This window comes from Phyllobacterium chamaecytisi (genome assembly GCF_020164455.1).
Taxonomy (GTDB): Bacteria; Pseudomonadota; Alphaproteobacteria; order Rhizobiales; family Rhizobiaceae; genus Phyllobacterium; species Phyllobacterium chamaecytisi.
In genome coordinates this window covers 97,420-120,917 of record NZ_JAIQWW010000007.1, presented here as the reverse complement: position 1 = coordinate 120,917, position 23,498 = coordinate 97,420, and the positions used below count along the sequence as shown (strand labels likewise).

General features: G+C 55.6%; 22 protein-coding genes and 1 riboswitch. Of the genes, 13 read left to right on the top strand and 9 right to left on the bottom strand.

The window, feature by feature from the left end:
• Positions 1-30 precede the first annotated feature (30 nt).
• From LB462_RS12900 to LB462_RS12870, 7 genes are all read left to right on the top strand, one after another.
• Positions 31-375 carry a RidA family protein gene (locus LB462_RS12900; RefSeq protein ID WP_224508452.1) on the top strand — a complete coding sequence of 115 codons (345 nt, stop codon included), beginning with the start codon at positions 31-33 and terminating at the stop codon, positions 373-375.
• A gap of 403 nt (positions 376-778) precedes the next feature.
• Positions 779-1,054: a 30S ribosomal protein S21 gene (rpsU, locus tag LB462_RS12895; protein ID WP_112528763.1), complete on the top strand. Its 276-nt coding sequence runs from the start codon at positions 779-781 to the stop codon at positions 1,052-1,054.
• A 214-nt stretch (positions 1,055-1,268) separates the two neighbouring features.
• Positions 1,269-1,838, top strand: coding sequence for an NADPH-dependent FMN reductase (locus tag LB462_RS12890; RefSeq protein WP_224508450.1), 570 nt, complete (start codon positions 1,269-1,271; stop codon positions 1,836-1,838).
• A gap of 45 nt (positions 1,839-1,883) precedes the next feature.
• Positions 1,884-2,000, top strand: a riboswitch (TPP riboswitch).
• 205 nt (positions 2,001-2,205) lie between these two features.
• Positions 2,206-4,026 (top strand): phosphomethylpyrimidine synthase ThiC, encoded by a 1,821-nt coding sequence (gene thiC, locus LB462_RS12885; protein WP_224508761.1) that lies wholly within the window; start codon positions 2,206-2,208, stop codon positions 4,024-4,026.
• Between the two features lie 4 nt (positions 4,027-4,030).
• Positions 4,031-4,996, top strand: coding sequence for a glycine oxidase ThiO (thiO, locus tag LB462_RS12880; protein WP_224508448.1), 966 nt, complete (start codon positions 4,031-4,033; stop codon positions 4,994-4,996).
• Complete coding sequence (gene thiS / locus LB462_RS12875; RefSeq protein WP_224508446.1) at positions 4,993-5,190, top strand: sulfur carrier protein ThiS; 198 nt, start codon at positions 4,993-4,995, stop codon at positions 5,188-5,190. Before thiO ends, thiS begins: the two co-directional genes overlap by 4 nt.
• 2 nt (positions 5,191-5,192) lie before the next feature.
• A complete protein-coding gene (locus tag LB462_RS12870) occupies positions 5,193-5,966 on the top strand; it encodes a thiazole synthase (protein WP_224508444.1) in 774 nt (257 codons plus the stop codon).
• Positions 5,967-5,979: 13 nt separating this feature from the next.
• Here LB462_RS12870 and LB462_RS12865 read toward each other — a convergent pair whose 3' ends face one another.
• On the bottom strand, positions 5,980-6,429 hold the full coding sequence (locus tag LB462_RS12865) for an RrF2 family transcriptional regulator (protein ID WP_112528755.1): 450 nt from the start codon (positions 6,427-6,429) through the stop codon (positions 5,980-5,982).
• 280 nt (positions 6,430-6,709) lie between these two features.
• Here LB462_RS12865 and LB462_RS12860 point away from each other — a divergent pair, with 280 nt between their 5' ends.
• Positions 6,710-6,901 (top strand): hypothetical protein, encoded by a 192-nt coding sequence (locus LB462_RS12860; protein WP_224508442.1) that lies wholly within the window; start codon positions 6,710-6,712, stop codon positions 6,899-6,901.
• Positions 6,902-7,104: 203 nt separating this feature from the next.
• Here the strand turns inward: LB462_RS12860 and LB462_RS12855 are convergent, their stop codons facing one another.
• The 5 genes from LB462_RS12855 to LB462_RS12835 all read right to left on the bottom strand — a co-directional run bounded on the left by LB462_RS12855 (position 7,105) and on the right by LB462_RS12835 (position 13,829).
• Positions 7,105-7,665 (bottom strand): alpha/beta hydrolase, encoded by a 561-nt coding sequence (locus tag LB462_RS12855; RefSeq protein ID WP_224508440.1) that lies wholly within the window; start codon positions 7,663-7,665, stop codon positions 7,105-7,107.
• Between the two features lie 156 nt (positions 7,666-7,821).
• Positions 7,822-8,772, bottom strand: a complete 951-nt coding sequence (locus LB462_RS12850; protein ID WP_224508437.1) for a lysylphosphatidylglycerol synthase domain-containing protein — start codon at positions 8,770-8,772, stop codon at positions 7,822-7,824.
• 27 nt (positions 8,773-8,799) lie between these two features.
• Positions 8,800-10,569, bottom strand: coding sequence for a YbaL family putative K(+) efflux transporter (ybaL, locus tag LB462_RS12845; RefSeq protein WP_224508436.1), 1,770 nt, complete (start codon positions 10,567-10,569; stop codon positions 8,800-8,802).
• Positions 10,570-10,757: 188 nt separating this feature from the next.
• Positions 10,758-13,292, bottom strand: a complete 2,535-nt coding sequence (secD, locus tag LB462_RS12840; protein WP_224508434.1) for a protein translocase subunit SecD — start codon at positions 13,290-13,292, stop codon at positions 10,758-10,760.
• A 108-nt stretch (positions 13,293-13,400) separates the two neighbouring features.
• On the bottom strand, positions 13,401-13,829 hold the full coding sequence (locus LB462_RS12835) for a hypothetical protein (protein ID WP_224508432.1): 429 nt from the start codon (positions 13,827-13,829) through the stop codon (positions 13,401-13,403).
• Between the two features lie 199 nt (positions 13,830-14,028).
• Between LB462_RS12835 and LB462_RS12830 the strand changes: the two genes are divergently transcribed.
• From LB462_RS12830 to LB462_RS12815, 4 genes are all read left to right on the top strand, one after another.
• Positions 14,029-14,739, top strand: a complete 711-nt coding sequence (locus LB462_RS12830) for a 2OG-Fe(II) oxygenase (protein WP_224508430.1) — start codon at positions 14,029-14,031, stop codon at positions 14,737-14,739.
• A gap of 208 nt (positions 14,740-14,947) precedes the next feature.
• Entirely contained in the window at positions 14,948-16,177 is a 1,230-nt protein-coding gene (locus tag LB462_RS12825; RefSeq protein WP_224508428.1) for a urate hydroxylase PuuD, read from the top strand.
• Positions 16,174-17,484: a guanine deaminase gene (guaD, locus tag LB462_RS12820; protein ID WP_224508426.1), complete on the top strand. Its 1,311-nt coding sequence runs from the start codon at positions 16,174-16,176 to the stop codon at positions 17,482-17,484. The genes LB462_RS12825 and guaD overlap by 4 nt, the downstream gene beginning before the upstream one ends.
• A 68-nt stretch (positions 17,485-17,552) precedes the next feature.
• Positions 17,553-18,764: an NAD(P)/FAD-dependent oxidoreductase gene (locus LB462_RS12815; RefSeq protein ID WP_224508423.1), complete on the top strand. Its 1,212-nt coding sequence runs from the start codon at positions 17,553-17,555 to the stop codon at positions 18,762-18,764.
• A gap of 2 nt (positions 18,765-18,766) precedes the next feature.
• On the opposite strand, the gene LB462_RS12810 is transcribed toward LB462_RS12815, so the two are convergent.
• Genes LB462_RS12810 through LB462_RS12800 form a run of 3 tightly spaced genes read right to left on the bottom strand, consistent with a single transcriptional unit; the run spans position 18,767 to position 22,606 of the window.
• Positions 18,767-19,354: a sarcosine oxidase subunit gamma gene (locus LB462_RS12810; RefSeq protein ID WP_224508422.1), complete on the bottom strand. Its 588-nt coding sequence runs from the start codon at positions 19,352-19,354 to the stop codon at positions 18,767-18,769.
• Positions 19,347-22,334 (bottom strand): sarcosine oxidase subunit alpha family protein, encoded by a 2,988-nt coding sequence (locus tag LB462_RS12805; RefSeq protein ID WP_224508420.1) that lies wholly within the window; start codon positions 22,332-22,334, stop codon positions 19,347-19,349. Before LB462_RS12805 ends, LB462_RS12810 begins: the two co-directional genes overlap by 8 nt.
• Positions 22,331-22,606, bottom strand: coding sequence for a sarcosine oxidase subunit delta (locus LB462_RS12800; RefSeq protein ID WP_224508418.1), 276 nt, complete (start codon positions 22,604-22,606; stop codon positions 22,331-22,333). Before LB462_RS12800 ends, LB462_RS12805 begins: the two co-directional genes overlap by 4 nt.
• A gap of 436 nt (positions 22,607-23,042) precedes the next feature.
• Between LB462_RS12800 and LB462_RS12795 the strand changes: the two genes are divergently transcribed.
• Positions 23,043-23,306 (top strand): hypothetical protein, encoded by a 264-nt coding sequence (locus tag LB462_RS12795; protein ID WP_183662371.1) that lies wholly within the window; start codon positions 23,043-23,045, stop codon positions 23,304-23,306.
• The last annotated feature ends 192 nt before the right edge of the window (positions 23,307-23,498 follow it).

Here is a 23,498-nt window from a genome sequence, read left to right as displayed (position 1 = left end):
ATTGCCAGAAAATCATTAGAGGAGATTTCCATGAGCATTCGCCGTATTGAAGTTGGTCCACGCATGAGCCAGGTCGTAATCCATGGCAACACAGTCTATCTCGCCGGTCAGGTCGGCAGCCCAGGCAAGAGCGTGACAGAGCAGACCAAGGATGTCCTGGCTTCGATCGACCACTTGCTCAAGGAGGCCGGCACCGACAAATCCAAGCTGTTGCAGGCCATAATCTGGCTCGATGACATGAAGGATTTTGGCGAGATGAATGCTGCGTGGGATGCTTGGGTCGATCCGGCAAACACTCCGGCACGCGCAACGGGCGAAGCCAAGCTTGCAACGCCGGAATACAAAGTCGAGATTATCATCACTGCCGCGATCTAGGATGTGTTGATATTCACGCCATGACGGTCTGCAAGCGGCATTTTTCTGCGATCCGGTGCTCACGTACTTCAAGTACGCTCCGCTCCGGTTCTCGAAAGCTACCGTTTTCGACTCGTCATGATCGCGAATCTCACTGCACCCCAGAATCTTCTCTGGTCCTGCATAGTCAGACTGAATCGGCTGAGATTGACAGAACATAAAAATATCCCGGCTGAGTCACCAGAATAGTTGGCGTCGTGGCAGGAATACTCAAGTAAATTGCTTGAGCGCACTGGATTTTTGGCGCGGAAATGAATAAAGTCCGCGCTTCTCCGGATTGCCGTAGGGGCAATTCTTCAAACGCTTGTCTGATTGTGGCTCATTTCCTTCCGCAAGGCGAGACAAGCATGGGTAAGGAAAACGATTGCAAGTTCTCGTCCGTGATAACAATGTTGAACAGGCCCTTCGGGTCCTGAAGAAGAAGATGCAGCGGGAAGGTCTCTTCCGCGAAATGAAGGCGCGCCAGGCTTTCGAAAAGCCATCCGAGCGCCGTGTCCGTGAAAAAGCAGAAGCCGTTAGTCGTGCCCGCAAGGCTGCACGCAAGCAGGCTCAGCGCGAAGGCCTGTTGCCAGGTCCGAAGAAAAAGGAACGCGTTGCCCGCCCAGCCGGCAACAATGGTAGCGATTACAACAACCGATAATTCATGACCGGGCATCCGGTTATAGATAAACGCGACAGAACCCGCATGGTCCAGGCCGTAGCGGGTTTCGTTTTTTAAGGACCTTTGCCAATCTACCCTGATGTCTTCATGCCGAACATAATGTGCGGCGGTTACCAAAAAGTGCCCGCTTGTTGCTGTGGCAGCGGCTTCCTATTCATAGTCAGAGAATCATTCCTTATGGAGACAGGTCGAAATGGCACTCAAGCTCAATATCATCATAGCTAGCACGCGGCCGGGTCGTGGTGGTCCGGCAGTTGCAAACTGGTTCAATGAATTTGCCAAGCAGGATGGCCGATTTGAGGCTGTTCTCATCGACCTTGCTGAGATCGACCTGCCAATCCTCGACGAGCCGAACCATCCCAAGATGAAGAAGTACGAACACGCTCACACGAAGAAGTGGAGTGCGATCATCGACTCGGGCGATGCCTATGTGTTCGTTACGCCGGAATATGACTACAACGCCCCGCCGTCCTTGACGAACGCGCTGGTCTATCTGTTTCAGGAGTGGAGTTACAAGCCGGCGGGTTTCGTCAGCTATGGCGGCGTATCGGGCGGGTTGCGTTCCGTAGAATCGGTGAAGGGACTGGTCGCCGGCCTGCATATGGTGCCCATACCGGAAGGGGTTCCTGTTGCGAACTATAGGCAACTCATCAATGACGAAGGCGTGTTCGAGCCAAACGATCTAATGAAAACCGGCGCAACGACGATGCTGACCGAATTGCTCAAATGGGCGACGGCTCTCAAACCTTTGCACGCTTCGTGAACGATCGACCTGCTTGACAACTGCGTCATCAGCGGGTCACATAAACACATTCACCAGGGGAGTCCCGACAAGGGGCTGAGATACTGCTGGCTTTTGCAGCGCAGTGACCCGTTGAACCTGATCCAGTTCATACTGGCGTAGGGACGGTGCAAAAGTCTTCGCATAGAGTGCCCTGGCACTCGGTCTCTATTCAGACTCGCGAACTCCTTTCATCCTTCCGGCACAGAACTGGGTTTCCACGCACTTGCTGCGCCATGCGTCCACTTGGATGGACGCATAAAGGTCGCAGCAACACTTTTAATGGCTCATGGTCCTTATCCAAAAGGAAGCACTTTTTGGGGTCATGAGCGGGCAAAGGAACCTGATGATGACCGTTTTTAATCCAACTATTTCAAGCACGCCGACCGTCTCGACCGGACCACTGCCTGCGTCGATCAAGATTTACAAAACCGGACACGTTCATCCGGATATCCGCATCCCAATGCGCGAAATCGCGGTTCACCCGACTGCCGGTGAGCCCAACGTCACAGTCTATGATTCCTCAGGTCCGTATAGCGATCCGTCAGCAGAAATCGATATCGCCAGGGGCATCCCGCGTGTCCGCGAAAGCTGGCTCGCCGCGCAGGGCGATGTCCATTCCTATGACGGCCGCCGCATTATCCCAGCGGATAATGGCTTCGCCACGGGCGAACGGCTGACGCCGGAATTTCCCATCCGCAATAATCCGTTGAAAGCAAAGGACGGCAAGGCCGTTACCCAGCTTGCTTATGCGCGGGCAGGTATCATCACGCGGGAAATGGAGTATGTCGCGATTCGCGAAAATCTGGGCCGGGAGAGTGCAAAGAATGGTGCGGTGCGCGATGGCGAATCGTTCGGTGCATCAATCCCCGATCACGTGACACCGGACTTCGTCCGCGAAGAGATAGCGCGGGGCCGCGCGATCATTCCCGCCAATATCAATCATCCCGAGCTTGAGCCGATGATTATCGGACGCAACTTTCTGGTCAAGATCAACGCCAATATCGGCAATTCCGCAGTGACGTCTTCCATGGCCGAGGAAGTGGAAAAGATGGTCTGGGCTACGCGCTGGGGCGCGGACACGGTGATGGATCTCTCCACCGGGCGCAACATTCACAATATACGCGAGTGGATTATCCGGAATTCGCCGGTGCCGATCGGCACGGTGCCGCTCTATCAGGCGCTGGAAAAGGTCGATGGCATTGCGGAGAACCTCACATGGGAGGTTTATCGCGACACGCTGATCGAACAGGCGGAGCAGGGGGTGGATTATTTCACGATCCATGCCGGTGTGCGGCTGCACTATATTCCGCTGACCGTGAACCGCGTCACGGGCATTGTCTCGCGCGGTGGTTCGATCATGGCCAAGTGGTGCCTGCACCACCATCGCGAAAGCTTTCTCTATGAGCACTTTGAGGAAATCTGCGATATCTGCCGCGCCTATGATGTGAGCTTTTCGCTGGGTGATGGTTTGCGGCCCGGCTCTATCGCCGATGCCAATGATGCGGCGCAGTTTGCCGAACTCGAAACCTTGGGCGAACTCACCCAGATTGCCTGGGCCAAGGATTGCCAGGTGATGATCGAGGGCCCCGGCCATGTGCCGATGCACAAGATCAAGGAGAACATGGACAAGCAGCTCGCAGTTTGCGGCGAGGCGCCATTCTATACGCTCGGACCGCTGACCACGGATATTGCGCCCGGTTATGATCACATCACGTCCGGCATCGGCGCAGCGATGATCGGCTGGTTCGGGACGGCGATGCTTTGCTATGTGACGCCCAAAGAGCACCTTGGCCTGCCGAACCGCGACGATGTCAAAGTTGGTGTGATCACTTACAAGATTGCCGCGCACGCTGCTGACCTAGCCAAGGGACATCCTGCGGCTCAACTGCGCGATGATGCGTTGTCACGGGCACGTTTCGAGTTCCGCTGGGAGGATCAGTTCAATCTGTCGCTCGACCCGGAAACGGCGCGGCTCTACCACGATGAAACCCTGCCGAAGGAAGCGCACAAGGTGGCGCATTTCTGTTCGATGTGCGGGCCGAAATTTTGCTCCATGCGGATCTCTCACGACATCCGTGCCGAGGCGCAAAAGGAAGGCATGGCTGCTATGGCGGAGAAATTTCGCGACGGCGGCGATCTCTATATGCCGTTGAACAAAGGTGCCTGAAGGAATGAACGTTCTTGTAAAGGGCGCCGGCGTGGCCGGATTGTCGGTCGCCGACGAATTGACGTCACGCGGCGCGCGTGTGACGGTGCTCGACCCGCAACCGGGCGGCCGCGCGGCGGCATCCTGGTTTGCGGGGGGTATGCTTGCGCCTTATTGCGAGCGGGAAAGCGCTGAGCAAGCAGTTGTCGAGCTCGGGCTTGGTGCCGCTGACTGGTGGGAAGCGGCGCTGCCCGGCTCAGTGACACGCAATGGTACGCTGGTTTTGGCGCCAATCCGTGACGTCAGGGAGCTTGAACGGTTCGGCTCGCGAACTTCAGAATTCGAGTGGGCTAACGAGGATACTGTTGCAACACTGGAGCCTGATCTTGCCGGACGCTTCCGCAAGGGCCTGTTTTTCAAGGATGAAGCACACCTTGATCCTCGACGCGTGTTGATCAGTCTTGCGGCGAAGCTGGCGGAAGCAGGTGTCGCATTCGAAACCGATCCAGTGCGGACCATGACAGCTGGATTTGACTGGACCGTGCAGTGCACAGGCTATTCCCGCAAAGATCAAACCATACGCGGCGTGCGCGGTGAAATGCTGATCCTGCGTACCGCCGATATCTCCTTGGCACGTCCTGTCCGGCTCGTTCATCCGCGCTTTCCCATCTATGTCGTACCCAGAGCGGATCATACGTTCATGGTGGGTGCGACAATGATCGAAAGCGACTCAGCGGGTCCGATCACCGTGCGCTCGATGATGGAATTGCTGAACGCTGCCTATAGTTTGCACCCTGCCTTCGGCGAGGCGGAAATTGTGGAAACGGGGGTGGGCATTCGACCTGCTTATCCAGACAATCTGCCGCGTGTCGTCCGCGAGGGTAACACCATCAGCATCAACGGTCTCTACAGACACGGTTTTCTGCTCGCCCCGGCGATGGCCATGCTGGTGGCGGACGTGGTTTTGAAGGAAAGGAGAGCAACCCGATGAAACTGCTCGTCAATGGAGAACCGCACGATGTGTCGGCGCAATCGCTCGATGCTTTGCTTGCCGAACTGGAATTCGAAGGCGAATGGCTGGCGACGGCATTAAACGGGGAGCTCGTGCGGTCACCGGAACGTCAGAACTGCCGCCTTGACGAGGGCGACCGGGTTGAGATCCTTACGCCGCGGCAAGGAGGCTGAGTATGCTGAAACTCTATAATACCGAACTTTCGTCGCGGGTTTTGCTGGGAACAGCGCAGTATCCTTCGCCCGCTATCCTTATGGATGCAATCAAGGCGTCCGGCACGGAAATCGTCACCGTCTCGCTGCGGCGGGAAATGGCAGGCGGCAAATCCGGTGACAAGTTCTGGTCGCTCATCCGGTCGCTTGGAACACATGTACTGCCGAATACGGCGGGATGTCATACGGTGAAAGAAGCTGTGCTGACGGCGCAGATGGCAAGGGATGTTTTTGCGACCGACTGGATCAAGCTCGAAGTCATTGGCAATCACGATACGTTGCAGCCGGATGTCTTCGCGCTGGTCGAGGCTGCCCGGATATTGTCCGATGACGGCTTCAAGGTGTTTCCCTATACGACAGACGATCTGATCGTCGCCGGGCGGCTGCTGGAAGCGGGTTGCGAGGTTTTGATGCCATGGTGCGCGCCGATCGGCTCGGCTCTCGGACCGCTCAATATGCACGCACTGCGTTCATTGCGGGGCAATTTCCCCGACGTTCCGATGATCATCGATGCGGGTCTCGGGCGGCCATCCCATGCCGCGACGGTCATGGAACTCGGATTTGATGCCATCCTGCTTAACACGGCCGTGGCGAAGGCCGGCGATCCGGTGGCAATGGCCGGGGCTTTTGCCAAAGCAGTTGATGCGGGGCATGAAGCCTTTCATGCGGGCATGCTCGAGCCTCGCGACGTTGCCGTACCGTCAACGCCCGTGATCGGCAGGGCGGTATTTACGTGATAGCCTGAGGCTCTTAGCTGTCGAGCAGTTCAGCGACCTTGGCATTGCCGCCGTAAATGAGGCAATCGGCGATTGTCGTCTTGTCCAGGACCGCACGGGTGACATTGGCGACTTCATTGAAGACGTGGCGTATCTCGCATGTCGCTTCGTCCTGGCAATCCTCGCAGCGGCGATAGGCGATCTTGCTCAAGCAAGGCAAAGGGGCAATCGGACCATCAATGAGGCGCAGCACCTCGCCGAATGTAATTTCTTCGGCCGGCTTTAGCAGCAGATACCCGCCCATCTTGCCGCGACGGCTCATCACGATACCCTGGTGCTTCAGATCGAGCAGTATCTGTTCGAGAAACTTCTTCGGAATATTCTGTTCTTCCGCGATATCCGAGATGAAGAGAGCTTTCTCGGCGTCTGCCCTGGCCAGAACGACAAGCGCCCGTAGAGCATATTTGGCCTTTTGCGATATCATTTCTTCTTTGCCTGACTACCAGTGTGGTGCAGTCATAGTCCCTCGCACTACATTTTCTAGTGTAAAAATGTTAAAAAATGAGTTTTTTTACGGCGGCGAAATGTCTTAAAAATGGTGTGTAAGGCGCTGAAAAATAATAATTCATTAAGAATTTGCTGCAGACGGCGGTGCGGGAACGGTGAATCCAATACACGATTAAATCGGTAGAGATTATTGACAAATGATTTCAAGGCGTCATCATTAGCTAACTCTGCAACCGGATTGTTTGATGGAGGTCGCAATGTACAGTGAAGTATCAGGCATATTTAACCGGGCAGAACGCCTGTGGCGGGATGTTTTTGTAGCTGAAACTCTCGACCGGAATGCCAGCGATCCCAAGCAGCGTGATCGCGAAGAAGCTGCGGCCAAGAAAAACCGCAACTGGACCGAGGAGGATTTCCTCTGGTGCTGGCAGCATCGCGGATTTTGGTGAGTGCCGCTAGAGCATTTCAGGTTTTGGCTGAAACGCTTCTCCCTCGCCGTCATCCTCGGGCTTGACCCGAGGACCTAAATTTTATTGAAAAACAAGAACCACGCCGTGCTGTTCAACGTTCCGATGGGTCCTCGGGTCAAGCCCGAGGATGACGGAAAGGTGGCCGAGGGGATGGCGGAGAAGTGAACGAAATCGGCAGCTGATCACGCTGCTCGTTGAGCGCGAAAATCCTGTCGGGGTCTACGCATTGAATCGGCCAGAATATGGGCTTCCGGCCATGAGCCGAAGCCGCTTTCAATGTTGATGTGTCCAGCGTTTTTCATATCGACAAAGCCTGAGCCCCAAACCTGCGCCAGAGCTTCTGCCTTGTTGAATGACATATAGGGATCGTTGCGGCTGGCAACGACAATTGACGGAAAGCCGAGCTTGTGGCGTGGCAGGGGTGCAAAGCTGCGAAATTTGGAATCCTGAACGGCCATACGTTCAGCGTCGGCTGGCGCAACCAGAACCGCACCCGCGATATGCGCTGCCGATGGACGGCTGGCGAGATGCGTAACGAGTACGCAGCCGAGGCTGTGCGCAACGAGGACTGCACCGGGTGTTTCGGCAAGGGTTGCTTCAAGAACGTGAAGCCATTGGCAAAGGACCGGATTGTCCCAATCATCCTGTTCGACAAGGCGCGCCGTTTCATCCTTCAGCAGCCATTGCTGTTGCCAGTGGCCTTTTTCGGACCCGCGATATCCCGGAATGATCAATGTCGTCATGCGCCACCACTCCTTTTGTGCCATTGCTTGGAGAAGAATTCGTATGTGGCCTCAAAATAGGGTGGTTGCGCAGATCCATGAAGGAACAGCGCACTAAACTCGGTCAGAAATGGAAAATATTCCCTGCGCGAATTGTGGCTATCGTAAAATGACCCGTCAAGTATCGCTATCTTTCTTGTACCAGCGCAACAGCAACTGCGAGCGTTCAAAATAAAGGACTACAAGCAGCGAAAGGGCAAATGGAATCAACAGGTAGAACAAGCGGAAAATAATCAGTGCCGCCAATACGTCGGCCTGATTCATATCGGGCAAACCGGTGAGGAAAACCAGTTCCAAGACGCCGAGGCCGCCGGGCGCATGGGAGATCAGAGCCGCGGAAAAGGATACGAGAAAGATCCCGAGAATAATGAGAAAGCCGGGATTGCCTGCTGTCGGGAGCGTAAAATAAATGATGGCGGCGGCACCGATGAGCTCCAATGGTCCGACGATCAGCTGCTGGGCGACGACCGGCAAACGTGGATATTCGAGCGTGAAGCGCCGGATGCGAAGCGGCCTGAAATGCAGCCAACTGCCGAACACATAGAGCAACACGATTGCCAAGGCACCGAAACCCAGCACGTAGCTCAGGGAAGGCGGCAGTTCCGCGTTGAAACGCTGAAGGAGATGCGGCTCGATGAGAAGAACGACTGCACTCAGCGTCAATACGCCCAAAATGAAAGTGAATGAACAGAAAGCGATGAGCAGCGCAATTTCAGGGCCGCTCATGCCTTGCGAGGAATAGGCGCGATAGCGAACCACGGCTCCAGAGAGGACCGAGGCGCCGATATTGTGCGAAAGTGCGTAGGTGGTGAACGAACAGAGCGCGATGAACAGCCAGGAAATCTTGCGGCGCAGGTGCAGTAGCGCAATGCGATCATAGCCGGCCAAGGCGGCGTAGGCGACGAGGGATGCAAAGCCTGCCAGGATCCAGCGGTGTGCAGGAATGGCATAAAGGCTGTGGATCACGTCATCCAACGAGATGCTCCGCAGCTCCTTGTAAAGGAGCCATACGGAAATCCCGACGGCGGCCAGCCCAACAACCGGCCATACGTAATCCTTCAATTTCATGCTTTTTCCCGCTCGCCCATTCTGACTCTATACCGCTTTTGTTGCTTCTATACGGTTCGATTTCTCCGGCTTGGGGTCTTCAAGATCAAGGATGTGGGCGACGATTCCGCGCGCTATTTCACGTTCACCCATGATAACCGCGTCCGCACCGAGATCCTGCAAATGCTGGACCTCCGCATCCGAGTGAGCTCGCGCCAAAATGCTGATGACCGGGTTTGCGGCGCGGGCCTTGACCACGATCTGCCCGGCTTCAAATGCGTTCGGGATGGCGATGATCAGTTGACGGGCCTGGGCGAGATTGGCGGCGGCGAGGATATCGCCATTGGCTGCGTTGCCGACGATCGTTTCAATGTTTTCCTCATGCAATTTCGCTACAGTTTTGTCGGCGTCCTCGATAACGAGAAATGGCTTGCCGACTTCTTTAAGCGCCTCACCAACAAGACTGCCGACACGGCCATAGCCGACGAGAACGGCATGGTCAGTAAGTGTGGTCGGGCGAATTTCCACATCGGGTGTTTCAATTGCTACCAAATCTTCGGTCGAGGGTTCTTCGGTTGGCACACGCTTTTCGAGCCGCGGCTTAAGATACGTAACCCCCGCGAACACCAATGGGTTGAAAAGTATCGACAGGATGGCACCGCCGAGAATGAGGTCGCGGCCCTCCTCGGGCAACATTCCCAACCCGACGCCAAGCTCGGCGAGAATGAAAGAGAATTCACCGATCTGCGCCAGGCTGGCTGAAATGATCAGGGCGGTGCCCGTTGGATAACCAAACGCGCGGACGATGAAAAATGCCGCGAGCGATTTGCCAACGACGATGATTGCGAGCGTTGCAAGCAGCGGCAAGGGATCATTGACGATTGTCATTGGATCAAACAGCATGCCGACCGAGACGAAAAACAGCACTGCAAAGGCGTCGCGCAACGGCAGGGATTCTTCCGCTGCGCGGTGGCTAAGTTCGGATTCGCTCATGATCATGCCAGCGAAGAACGCGCCGAGCGCCAGCGACACGCCGAACAACTTGGCCGCACCGAAGGCGACGCCTAATGCGATCGCCAGCACAGCCAGGCGGAAAAGCTCGCGCGATCCGGTATGTGCGATCGCATGCAGGGTCCAGGGGATTACCCTGCGCCCCACGATGAGCATGACTGCAACGAAAGCTACAACCTTGCCAAGTGTCAGCGCGATGACGCCGCCGATGCCAAGATCGAAATATCTGACGATTGGGTCGCTCGCGGCCCGAACCATATCGCCCGTTTCGCTACCGCCGTTGATCGCGCCGGCAATAGCTGGCAGTAGGACAAGGGCAAGAACCATGGCAAGATCTTCGACAATCAACCAGCCGACCGCGATGCGCCCCCGTTCTGTCTCGATCAGTCGCCGCTCCTGCATGGCGCGCAGGAGAACCACGGTACTTGCCACCGAGAGCGCGAGGCCGAAGACGAAACCCGCCTGCATGCTCCAACCGAGAATCCAGGCAAGGCCGGCGCCAAGCAAAGTCGCTACCAAAATCTGCACGATAGCGCCTGGAATTGCGATGGCACGAACCGAAAGCAGATCTTTCAAGGAAAAATGCAGGCCGACGCCAAACATAAGCAGAATGACGCCGATCTCGGCGAGCTCGGAAGCCAGCTCCTGATCGGCGACAAAACCGGGAGTATGCGAGCCGGCCAAAACACCGGCTACGAGATAACCGACAAGGGGAGGAATACGCAGACGATTGGCAATCGCACCGAAAATAAAGGCCAGAACCAGACCTATGACGATTGTCGCAATCAGCGGCGTTTCATGAGGCATATGTCGGCGTCTCCCTCGTAAGATGATCAATGGTTAAAATCAATGGGTCCTGCGAACAGGTGCTGTCGCAGCAGTATTGCGTACCTCCGGTGGCTTGCAAACCGATTTCATCGGCTCTGCGGCGCAGGAAACGCGATTTTTTCCCTGCGCCGCAAATAGTTAGCGTTGAACGCTAAGTTGGCAGCCGATCAGCTCTGGATGGCCGGCTTTTCGCCCGAGCCGATGCGCGAAGCATGGTTCTTTTCCCACCAGGTTCCGAGCAGCAAGAGAATCGGCGCTGCGATGAACAGCGACGAACTCGTGGCAATGACCACGCCGAAGAGCATCGGCAGAGCAAAGTTTTCCACGGCCTTGCCGCCCCAGATCGCCATGGGAAGCATGGCAAGGAACACGGTCAGCGAGGTGTAGATACAGCGCGCCAAGGTCTGGTTGATACTCAGATCGATAATCTGACGCAGCGGCATCTTCTTATGGATGCGCAAATTCTCACGCATTCGATCGTAAACCACGACCTTGTCGTTGACCGAGTAACCGATAATGGTCAGCAGAGCGGCAATGGCCGTGAGGTTGAAATCGAGCCCCATCAGCGCAAAGAAGCCGACAGTTTTCGTGGTATCGAGGATCAGCGTGGCGATTGCACCAAGCGCGAAGTGCCATTCGAACCGCCACCAGATGTAGAGCAGCATGGCAAGGCTGGCGAGGGTAACGGCGAGGACGCCGGACCGTGCAAGCTCCTGACTGACCTTTGGTCCGACGACTTCCGAACTCTCGATCTTTACACCGGGATCAAGCTGCTGGACGGAAGCCCTGACCTTGGTAACGGCCGCGGTCTGCGCTTCTTCGCCGCCGTCCTGACGCTGAACGCGGATAAGCACCTTGTTGTCGCCGCCGGCCTGCTGGAGGGCGACTTCACCGAGACCGAGGCCTTCAAGAGTCGAACGCATTGTGGCGAGGTCCGCAGGTTTGGACGTCGTAACTTCCACCTGGATACCGCCCTTGAAGTCGATACCGTAATTCAGACCGGGATGGATGAAGAGGATGATCGAAGCGATAGACAGGAAGATCGAAACGCCGATACCGAAGAAACGCGCGTTCATAAACGAGATGTTGGTGTTTTCCGGTACGAGCTTGAAGAGGTGTTCGATCCGGATCGTCTTCATCTTCCGGCGGCGGACTATCGCGGTCATCATGACACGGACGACGGTGACTGCCGTGAACATGGAAACAAGTGCACCGATGATCATGGTGATAGCGAAGCCACGTATCGGGCCAGTGCCGAAGAGGAACAGCAGTAGCGTCGCGATAAGGTGCGTGGCCTGCGAGTCGATAATGGTCGAATAGGCGAGCTTGAAGCCGCGATCGACCGCAGCCATCGCGCCAATACCCTTGCGGGCTTCTTCACGGATACGTTCGTTGATGAGGATGTTCGCATCAACAGCAAAGCCGATACCGAGGATGATGGCGGCGATGCCGGGGAGGGTCAGTGTCGCTCCAAGCAAGCTCAGTATGCCGAATGTAAGAATGACGTTGAGAGCAAGCGCCAGATTGGCAATCAGACCCCAGCCGCTATAGAGGACGAATATGAAGCCCACTACGAGCGCAAAGCCGATAAGGCCAGTGAGAACGCCCATCTTGATGACGTCACCACCAAGGTCCGGACCGACGGTACGTTCTTCGATGACGGTCAGCGGCGCCGGCAAGGCGCCAGCGCGAAGCAGCGCAGCGGTGGTGACCGTATCCTGAACCGTGAAGTTACCGGTAATCTGGCCGGAGCCGCCGGTGATGGGAACCTGGATAACGGGAGCCGTCAGAACCTTGCCGTCGAGCACGATGGCAAAGGGACGACCGACATTCTGGCTGGTGATATCGGCGAACTGACGCGCACCGACATTATCGAAGCGGAATGAAATGATCGGCTGGTTGGTTTGCTGATCGAAGGCCGCGCGGGCATCAGTCAGGCGTTCGCCGCTGAGTGCCACGCGATCTTCAACCGGGTAGGTAATGGCGGGATCTTTCGCATCCGGCAAGATGGATACGCCGGGAGGCGGCGCAGCGCCAGAATTGCGATCCGCAACCATGTGGAAGGTCATCTTGGCGGTGCTGCCGAGTAGGGCGCGCAGCTGGCTCGGATCCTGCAATCCTGGGAGCTGAACGACGATACGATCGGAACCGACGCGCTGGATGGAGGGCTCGGCAACGCCGACCTGATCGACGCGGCGACGGACGATTTCCAGACTTTGCGTTAGTGCATTGTCTAGCTTGTCCTTCATTCCGGCTTCAGTCAGCGTCAGACGTATCTGGTTGCCGTTTGTGGTGATATCGATGTCACTGACAGGTGCGGCAAACCCGACTTGTGCGACTTGAGTGGTCAGATCGCGCAGGGCTGCAACGGCTGCATCGCTTTGTGTCGCGTCCGCCAACGTTACGATGACGCTGTCACCCGCGACACGGACAGATTGCGGCTGGATTTTTGCCGTGCGCAGATGACCGCGCGTATCGTCGAGAATTGAGCGAATGCGGTCTTTCTTGAGTGCTGCCGCGTCCACTTCGAGCACGAGATAGGAACCGCCGCGAAGATCGAGGCCCAGGGCGACCTGCTTCTTGGGGAACCAGCTTGGCATAGCTTCGAGCTGCGCCTTGGTGAAAGCGTTGGGAAGGGCGAGGACAATACCCACCAGGATAATAGCAATGTAGGTCCAAAGGACCCATCTCGACGTACGCATATCTTAAATTCCGTTATGGAGTGCGGGCGCGCTGCCGAGAACTGATCTACGAGTTTGCCTGGCGGCCGCCGGATTTGTTTTCGTCGTTCCCGATTGGAAACGGTGATGTCAGGCCGCGGTCAGAGGCGGAGCGCGGGCGTGAAAAACAGAATTACAGTCTAGCGCCGGGGTCGTTCCGGACTGAACCGAAATGACGCTTTTCCTGTTTGCAATAACAAGCGCATGCCCTTGAGGCACCAAAGCATCCAGTGAGCTGCTATCGGACCCAAGTCCACTTTTGATCTTCAGGTGCAAAGCTTCAAGCGCCGCGACACGCATTGGGCTCTGCACGGGGGTGGACTGATTGTTGGTTTCGTGGGCCAAGCGCGTTTCATTGCGCGTCGGTGTACCGGCATCCTTTGCCGCAATATTGGTCTCCGCGCCGGTCACATACACCGTGCCCAGAGCGGCGCTGATCGTGGATACAAGCCAGAAAATAGAAATCAGGAGCGGAGCAGCGCTTCGCTTTCCTTTTTTGCTATTTCCGTGAACGCTCATCCTGTCATCCAATATCAATACGTCGCGGCGCAAAGCACCTCGCTGCGACTCTCTTTATGAAGTCTGAAAGCGTGAGTCACTTAAAATCGTCGCGTTTCGCCACCAATGGCTGGAAAATATGTCGTTTTGCAGGAAACGGGTGGAACGAAATGACCAAGTTGTCCACTTTGCTGAAGATTAGTTCGAAATGGAGGTCATCATGGCTGACGCAATCAGCAGCACATCGACCATTCGATGGGATACGATAGAAGCGGAACTGGACAGTTTCGGCTGCGCCATTTTGAAAGGCATTTTGTCGAAGGCACAATGCGAAGGAATAGCCGGAGGCTATCCGGACGATAACCAATTTCGCAAACGCATTGTCATGGCGCGGCATGGGTTTGGTCGGGGTGAGTACAAGTATTTCAGCTATCCTCTGCCCGATGTTATCGGCGATCTGCGCCAATCGCTCTATCCTCCCTTGGCCGGCATCGCCAATCGCTGGAACGAATTGATGGGCATCACTGTCCGGTATCCGGACCAGCATCAGGCATTCATCGAGCGGTGCCACGCCGCCGGGCAGAATCGTCCGACACCGTTGCTGCTGGAATATGGCGAAGGCGACTACAATTGCCTGCATCAGGATATCTACGGCGAACATGTGTTTCCACTGCAGGTGGCGTTTCTGCTGTCGAAACCCGGGGAGGATTTCACTGGTGGCGAGTTTGTCCTGACGGAGCAGCGGCCGCGTATGCAGTCGCGTGCGGAGATCGTGCCACTACGACAAGGCGACGCGGTGATCTTTCCGGTCAGCCAGCGTCCGGTGAAGGGTACACGCGGCTACTACCGCGTGAATATGCGCCATGGCGTCAGTCGCCTGCGCAGCGGAAAACGCCATACGCTGGGCATCATCTTCCACGATTCTCAATAGTTGCAACGCGATTCGGGTCAGGATGGCCTGCAAATGGCGCTTTTCTGCGCTCCGGTGCTCATGAACCAAAAGTTCACTCCGCTCCGGTTCTCGAAAATCACCATTTTCGTCGCGCCCTGATCCGAATCTCAGCTCACCTTTGTCTCCCCCAGTTGCGCCGATACGTGAAGAACAGCATTGTAACCTCAAGTTTCAAAATGGGGCCTCAATGGATTACCTGATCTTCTGGGAATGGCTGAGCTTCGCCGCGCGGTGGCTGCATGTGATCACGGCGATCGCCTGGATCGGCTCATCTTTCTATTTCATCGCTCTCGATCTTGGATTGCGGAGGCACGCAAATCTCCCACAAGGTGTCAATGGCGAAGAGTGGCAGGTTCATGGAGGAGGGTTCTACCATATCCAGAAATATATGATCGCGCCGCCTCATATGCCGGAACACCTTATCTGGTTCAAATGGGAATCCTATTTCACCTGGTTGTCCGGATTCATGCTGCTCTGCATCGTCTACTACGGCAGCGCCGATCTATTTCTGATTGACCGCAATGTCCTCGATGTTTCGACGCCTGTGGCTATCCTGATCTCGCTCGCGTCGATTTCAATCGGCTGGTTGATCTACGACCTTCTCTGCAAGTCTCCGCTCGAGTCCAATGATACCCTGCTGATGCTCATTCTCTATGGCGTGATCGTATTCATGGCATGGGGTTATACGCATCTGTTTACTGGACGTGCCGCACTCTTGCACCTTGGCGCATTCACTGCGACGATCATGACCGGCAACGTGTTTTTACTGATCATCCCAAACCAGAAAAAAGTCGTAGCCGATCTGATCGCGGGCAAGACACCTGATCCCAGGCTCGGCAAACAGGCCAAGCAACGCTCTACGCACAACAACTATCTGACGCTTCCGGTTATCTTCCTGATGCTATCGAACCATTATCCGCTTGCGACGTCCACCGAGTTCAACTGGATAATTGCCGCGCTGATATTCATCATCGGCGTGCTCATCCGGCATTATTTCAACTCGAGACATGCAGGAACAGGCAATCCGCATTGGACATGGCTTGCCAGTGCCATTTTGTTTATCGTTATCATATGGTTGTCGACGGTTCCCAAGGTCCTGACAGGCGAGGAGAAAGTGTCCCGCGCTGCTAAACCTTTTCTCGCTGCCCAGAATTTCGAACAGGTTCGCGATACCGTAATGGGACGTTGTTCGATGTGCCATGGAGCGGAGCCATCGTGGGAGGGCATCATGCAGCCACCGAAGGGTATTCGCCTCGATACGGATGAAATGATCGCGACCCATGCAAGCCAGATCTATATTCAGGCCGGAGCGAGCCATGCCATGCCGCCTGGCAACCTCACGCATATCACCGATGACGAGCGCGCGCTGATCGTCGCGTGGTATCGCGGTGCGACGGCTGGAAAAGCGACACCATGACAGAATTATTGCTGCGTGCCCGTATTCTGACATTTCATGATGAGCCGTTGAACGGTGAGACGAGCGCCGAGACATTCACATATCTTGAGGACGGAGCGCTCCTCATTCGCGACGGCAAGATCGTTGCAATGGATGAATTTGCAACGTTGCGGGCGGGAGACGGCCAGAACGCCGAAGTCATCGACCATCATCCGCATCTGATCATGCCGGGTTTCATCGACTGTCATATTCATTATCCGCAGATGCAGGTGGTCGGCTCCTATGCCGGTGCCTTAATGGAATGGCTCGACAAATATACATTCGTCGAAGAGCAGAAATTTTCCAATCAAGGCCATCCGGAAAAGATCGGCTCTGCGTTTTTCGATGAGTTGATCCGCCATGGTACGACAACTGCAGCAGCATATTGCTCGGTGCACAAAGCCTCGGTGCATTCATTTTTTACGGAGGCGCACCGGCGCAACATGCGCATGATTGCCGGTAAGGTGATGATGGACCGCAATGCGCCGCCGGGTCTACTCGATACGCCGCAATCCGGATATGACGATAGCAAGGCGCTTATCGCGGACTGGCATGGCAAGGGGCGTCAACTCTACGCAATCACGCCGCGTTTCGCTCCGACCTCCTCATCAGAGCAGCTGGAGATGAGTGGCACGCTGGTGCGCGAGTTTCCGGATTTGCATGTGCAGACGCATCTTTGCGAGAACACTGCCGAGATTGCCTTCGTTGCTCAACTCTTCCCGTGGAGTAGGGATTACACAAATGTGTATGAACACTATGGCCTGCTGGGGCCAAAGACGCTGCTTGGCCATTGCATCCATTTGAGCGATGCCGAGGTGAGTACGATTGCCAACAGCGGATCGATTGCCGTCTTCTGCCCGACGTCAAATTTGTTCATAGGCAGCGGATTGTTTGATCTGGCGCGCATTCTGGCGTCAAACATTCGCAACGCGATCGCGACGGATATTGGCGGCGGCACATCATACTCCATGCTGCGAACGCTGGATGAAGGCTATAAAATTCTCAATATCCAGGGGCAGCGTTACCATCCACTCCGGTCTTTTTACCAGGCAACCCTGGGCAACGCGCGGGCTCTTGCGCTGGAGGGTATTATCGGCTCGTTCGTGACAGGTGCGGAAGCTGACTGCGTTGTTCTAAATGCACGCGCCACACCTGCAATGCGCGTTCGCATGGAAACCGTCGAAACACTGGTGGAAGAACTTATGCTGATGCAGACCATGGGCGATGATCGAACAATCGCCGAGGTTTACATCGCCGGTGTCGCAGCCAAGAGTACTTTGCCGAACTAATAGCGCAGGGAACCAAAGATCGCATTCGGCCGTTCGGCTCGATCAATGCCTCGTCTCCGGGACCCTTCATGACAACACAGCATCGGAATTTGCGAACCGGCCAGCCCATCTGGCTTGGCCGACGGGCTGCAGGAGTTGAGTTCAACCTGCTACTTGAAGATATAACAATAGATATCGCGATCGTTGGCGCCGGCATCAGTGGTGCTCTCATGGCCGACAGCTTGAGTGAAGCCGGGTATTCGGTGTCCATTTTTGACAGACGAAAGCCTGTGACCGGTTCAACGCCTGCAAGCACAGCACTGCTGCAATTCGAAATTGACACACCTTTGCATCAGCTTGCGCAACAACTGGCTCGCAACGATGCCGAGCGTGCTTGGCGGAGATCAAAACTTGCGGTCGATGCACTACGCGAAAGAACCTGTGAGCTTGGAATAAACTGCGAGATGCAGAACCGGGATTCGCTTTACCTTGCGGGCGATCTTCTCGACGAGAAGGGCTTGCAGCGAGAGTTGTTGGCGCGTCGCCGAGCTGGCTTTGAAACAAAACTTTTGAACCGGGCCGAACTAAATGCCAGGTTTCATATTGATCGGCCGGCGGCGTTGATGAGTTTTGATAATATTGAAGCCAATCCGCGCAAACTGGCACTAGGTTATCTGAACGTTGCAATCTCGCGCGGCGCCAAGATCTTCGCGCCGGTTGAAATCGTGTCGGTCGAACCAAGGTCGCGCGATGTAATTGCGGCGACAAAGGAGGGGCGAAAAATACGTTGTAAATATCTGGTTTTCACAACGGGCTATGAAATACCCGAGCAAGTGCCGCAGAAAGGACACCAGATCATTTCTACCTGGGCACTGGCGACACCGCCCCAGAAGCAAAAACTTTGGCCCGAAGAATGCCTGATCTGGGAAGCGTCGGACCCATATCTTTATATGCGCACGACTCAAGACGGGCGGATCATCGTCGGTGGCGAGGATGAAGAATTCGAGGACGAGGAAAAGCGCGACGCGAAATTGCCAGCTAAGACCAAGGCAATTCTCGCAAAGCTCAAGAAGTTGTTGCCACAGGTTAACGCCGAAGCAGACTACGCCTGGACCGGAAGCTTTGGCTCGAGCACAACGGGTTTGCCCACAATTGGCGCCATCCCAAAAATGCATCGATGCTTTGCCGTCCTCGGATATGGCGGGAATGGGATCACGTTTTCCATGGTCGCGGCGCAACTCGTTCGTGGGCTAATAACCCGGACGGGCGATCCGGATGAAGACCTGTTCGCTTTCAAATAATCCTATTCCACGTGGTAGCCGACTTCCTCCGCCGCATGTCCCAACGTCTGCCAAAACGAGCGGGCAAAGGTGCGGAACACGTAAAGATCGAAAGTCTCGTCATCGATCCGCTGTATGTTGGCATGAATGTCGTGATGCAGCGTGGCACGTCCATAGGCGATCGGGAAGGCATGCTCGGAAAAGTCGATGGCGAAGAGTTTCGACAATATCCATTCCGAGCGCGGTCCGCTGATCCGAATGACGGTGCGGCCATGGGTTAGGTCAACCATCGTCCCGAGTTCCGGAGAGGTGGCGGAGCGCAACCGGGATTCGAGATCAGGTGTTGCGCTGACGACGAAATAACGACCGGGCGCAAAGCCAAAGACAGATTTCTCGCCTGCGACGCGGCCGAGCCCCGGCTTATTCTGAAGAACAAGACCCGTAGCACTGCCGATTGCAGTCAGCACGGTCGGTATCGTGTCTGGCCATGCTGTAACCTGAATGATCGAGAGGTTGTTTCGCTCGCGCAGCGTGACACCAACACCGGCAGCGGAATTGCCGTGGTCGCCTGGAGTGAAGGTTCTGCCGAGTGGAGATTGAGATTCAGCCATGCATCCGGCTTCCTTCTGGATCGAACATGTGGTGACTGACAATCTCTACTGCGCAATGTTTGTCTCGGAGCAGGTCCGTTGCAAAGGCACGATTGCCAATCATCGACGTCCCGTGTTTGACCAATGCGAGTGCGATATATTTGCCAAGCGCCGGTGAGTAACAGGCCGCTGTGACGTGGCCAAAACTGTCGGCGGGTTCGCGCGGTTTAGGGTCGGTTACGATGTGGCTGCCACCATTGATCGATTGATTGTCAAGCGCGATCAAACCCACGAGCGACAAACGGTTTTCATCCTTGAGCCCTTCACGACCGATCATGGCGGAGCCGATATAGGGCTTCTTCTTCGACAGCATCCAGTCGAGATGCAGGTCATGCGCTGTGGTTCTGCCGTCAATTTCGGCACCGGTGACATGACCTTTTTCGATACGCAGCGTCCCGAGCGCCTCGAGTCCGTAGGGGACGATGGCAAAGGGCTTACCAGCGGCGAGGAGGGCTTCCCATACCTGCGTTCCAAAACCGGCACCGCAATAAACTTCGTAAGCAAGCTCCCCCGAGAAAGACAGGCGGCAGACCATGACCGGCACATCGGCGATTTTTCCGTGAATGATCCCCATGAAAGGGAGGGTGTCATTATCAACTTTTGATCCAGTCACGCAGGACTCGAGTACAGCGCGCGACTTTGGACCAGAGATGGCCGAACCCGCCCAGACGTCAGTGACCGACGTCAGGTGGACGCGCAACTCCGGCCAAATACAGTCGAGATAATACTCCAGATGCTGCATGACAGGGCCGGCGTTGGCGGTGGTCGTCGTCATCAGGAACTGTGTTTCGCCAAGGCGCCAGGTTGTGCCGTCGTCGAAGGTAATTCCATCTTCACGCAGCATCAGACCATAACGCGCCTTACCTACCGGCAGGGTGGAAAACATGTTTGTGTAAACGCGGTCAAGGAGTTCCGCTGCATCGGGGCCTTGTATGTCGATTTTGCCGAGAGTCGAAACATCGACGATACCGACACTCTCGCGAACTGCCCGGGCCTCACGTATATATGCCTGTTCAATTGTTTCGCCGTGGCTGGAATAAATCATAGGGCGATGCCAGAGGCCCGCTTCATAGGTCTTCGCACCGTTTGCCAGATGCCAATCATGCATGGGCGTCAGACGATGCGGACGCAAGTCTCCGTATCTTTCGCCAGCCAAAGTACCTAGCGAAACCGGTGTGAATGGCGGACGGAACCGTGTTGTACCTGCTTCGGGAATCGAGATGCCGCGCACGTCGGCCATAATGGCAAGGCCGGGAACATTGGAGGTCTTGCCCTGATCGGTCGCCATCCCCAGCGTAGTGTAACGCTTCAGATGCTCGACTGAGTGAAAACCTTCGCGGTAGGCGAGGCGAATATCGTCAGCCGTGACGTCATGCTGAAAATCGACGAAGGCTTTCTGGGATTTGACCGCGGGCTCAATTTCAAACACAGGTGCAGGAGACGAGTCCAGCATCGGCGCTTCGACCGGCGGGAGAATGAGCCTGCTCTTGGCTGAACCCTTGGTTGCCGCGTCGGACATGACGCTGATCGTATCCATGTATCCGGCTGCGGAACCAGTCATCACCCAGTTCTGGTTTGGCTCCGGCGGCAGGAAAGCCTGAAGATCCGCATCCCATTCGGGCTTGCCGCCTGCCTGACTTGCAAGGTGGATGGCGGGTGACCAGCCACCCGAAACACCAAGACAATCGGTCTTGATTTCGCGAGGCGCGCCTGAAACACGGCCGGTCTCGGCGTTGAAATGCTGTACAGAGATCGAACTCAACGTCTTGCCAGCATGGGTCGCCGTAACTGCATGACCGAGAAGTAGTTCGGCGCCGGCTACACTCGCGATATCCCTGCACGTGCCGGATACGTCGGACCGAACGTCGATGATCGCGATCACATTGACACCGGCAATCGACAGCGTTCGTGCCGCATCATAAGCGCTGTCATTATTGGTAAAGAGGGTGACATTATTTCCGGCCGCAACACTATATTCGACCGCATAGCGGCGCACGGCATCGGCGAGCATGACACCTGGACAGTCATTGCCGGGGAAAACGATCGGCCGCTCGAATGCGCCAGTCGCTAGAATCACCTTGCCGGCGCGAATTACCCAATGACGCTGGCGTGGCATCCCCTTGGTCCGGTTCGGCTTGTAGTCAGTAACATGTTCGACGGCTGTGAGAACATTGCCGTCGTAGTAGCCCCAGACAGACGTCCGGGTCAGGAACCGGACATTTGATAGATTCGCCAAAGCGTCAGCCTTTTCGCGAGCCCAAACGGCAGGGTTGCGTCCATGGATCATTTCGCCGGAGCCAAGCAGTGAACCGCCGGGCAGCGGGCGTTCCTCCGCGATGATGACGCGCGCGCCGGTTGCGGCGGCCGCTTCCGCAGCAATCAGGCCGGCAGGACCACTGCCGACGACAAGGACGTCGCAAAAGGCGTTCATGCGCTCGTAACGGTCTGGGTCCGGGGCCGTACCGGCTTTGCCAAGTCCGGCTGCACGGCGGATGAATTTCTCACAAAACATCCAGAAGCGTGTGCCTTTCAGCGGGCCGATCGCCGGTCCCATGAATGTCTTGTAATAAAATCCCGCCGAGAACAGGGGGCCAGCCAATTGGTTGATGGCCATGAAATCGTGTTCCAACGACGGAAACCGATTTTGACTTTGGGTGACCAGGCCGTCAAAAATCTCAAGTTCCGTTGCCCGGACGTTCGGTTCGCGTACATCGCCGGAAAGAACTGTGACAAGGGCGTTGGGCTCATCACTACCGGCGGCGAACACACCGCGCGGGCGATGATATTTGAACGAGCGTCCGAAAAGCGTAATGCCATTGCCAAGGAGCGCGGAAGCGAGCGTGTCTCCCGGATGCCCGCTATAGGCCTTTCCGTCGAACGTGAAACGGATGGATTTGGAGCGGTCGATACGTCCACCCTTCGATAGCCGCGAACTCGTCATGAACGGTCACCACTCACGGTGCCGCGCGCAAATACGACGGATGAAATGGTATGAGTCGTCATATCCCGCGTGACAAGGAGATGCTGGCGGCAACCGCCCGTATGAAGCCAGAACTCTCGATGGGGACCGCTGGGGTTGGTGCGATCAAAGACGTAGGAATTCCACGCGTCCTGATCGATGGATGCCAGATCTGGTCGTTTACGCGTTGCATCGCCTTGATAGGTGAATTCGATGACATCCCGAGGTCCGCAATAGGGGCATTTGATTATCATGATCTCATTTGTCTCGATGGCGAAACGAGTGACTCGCGAGTAGTTTGCTTCAAGGACCAATCAACAGAATGTGTCGCGACTGGTCAAGGTTGACGACGGGAATATAGACGTTGGGATGCACATTAAAAAAAATACTTCACGCCCCGATTATATTCTTCATTATAGTAAGACTACCGTCAAATTATCATCCGCATCGTAACCATAACGTCAAGCAATGTCGCTCCGCCGACTGGTTTGGACGGGTGAGTTGTTGCATCCAATTCGTCTGGGTCATTGGGCATATCCACAACCGAAAATGATTCAATGATGGTTACGGAGCTGCCCAACTTGAAAAACCCCTGGCCGTTCAGTTGCCGTTCAACTTGATCCCGTTATAACTGTTGTCAAAGAGCCCGTTGGGGTTCCGTAACAGAGGCGGTGGAAGCACCGTAGAGATATGAACAAGTTTGTTGTTGCCGTTCTTTTGTCTGCCGTTTCAGCGGGATCAGCATTTGCCGCCAGCGTTAAGAACGATGAGGCAAGCGCCCAGACTATCGTTGTTACTGAAGGCTCGAGCAAAACCGAATTGCAGGTCGGCGCCGGCGAAACTGTCGAGTTCTGCAATGGCGGTTGCTTCGTTACCTTTCCGAATGGCGACCGCGAAGCCTTGAAAGGCAGCGAGACCGTCGAAATCAAAGGCGGTAAGGTTTCGATCAAGTAAGCTCAGCGATTTGCAGCATTACATGCGAAGTTTACGAACCGGCTGGAATCAATTTTCGGCCGGTTTTTTTAATGCTTCATTCACTGTTGATACTACTTTTCAGATTATCTTTCGCGCGGCCGAATCAACTTCACTTTTCATTTTTACTTTCCCGATAAGTCATCGACTGATAGGCAATATTCTTGCCAGCTT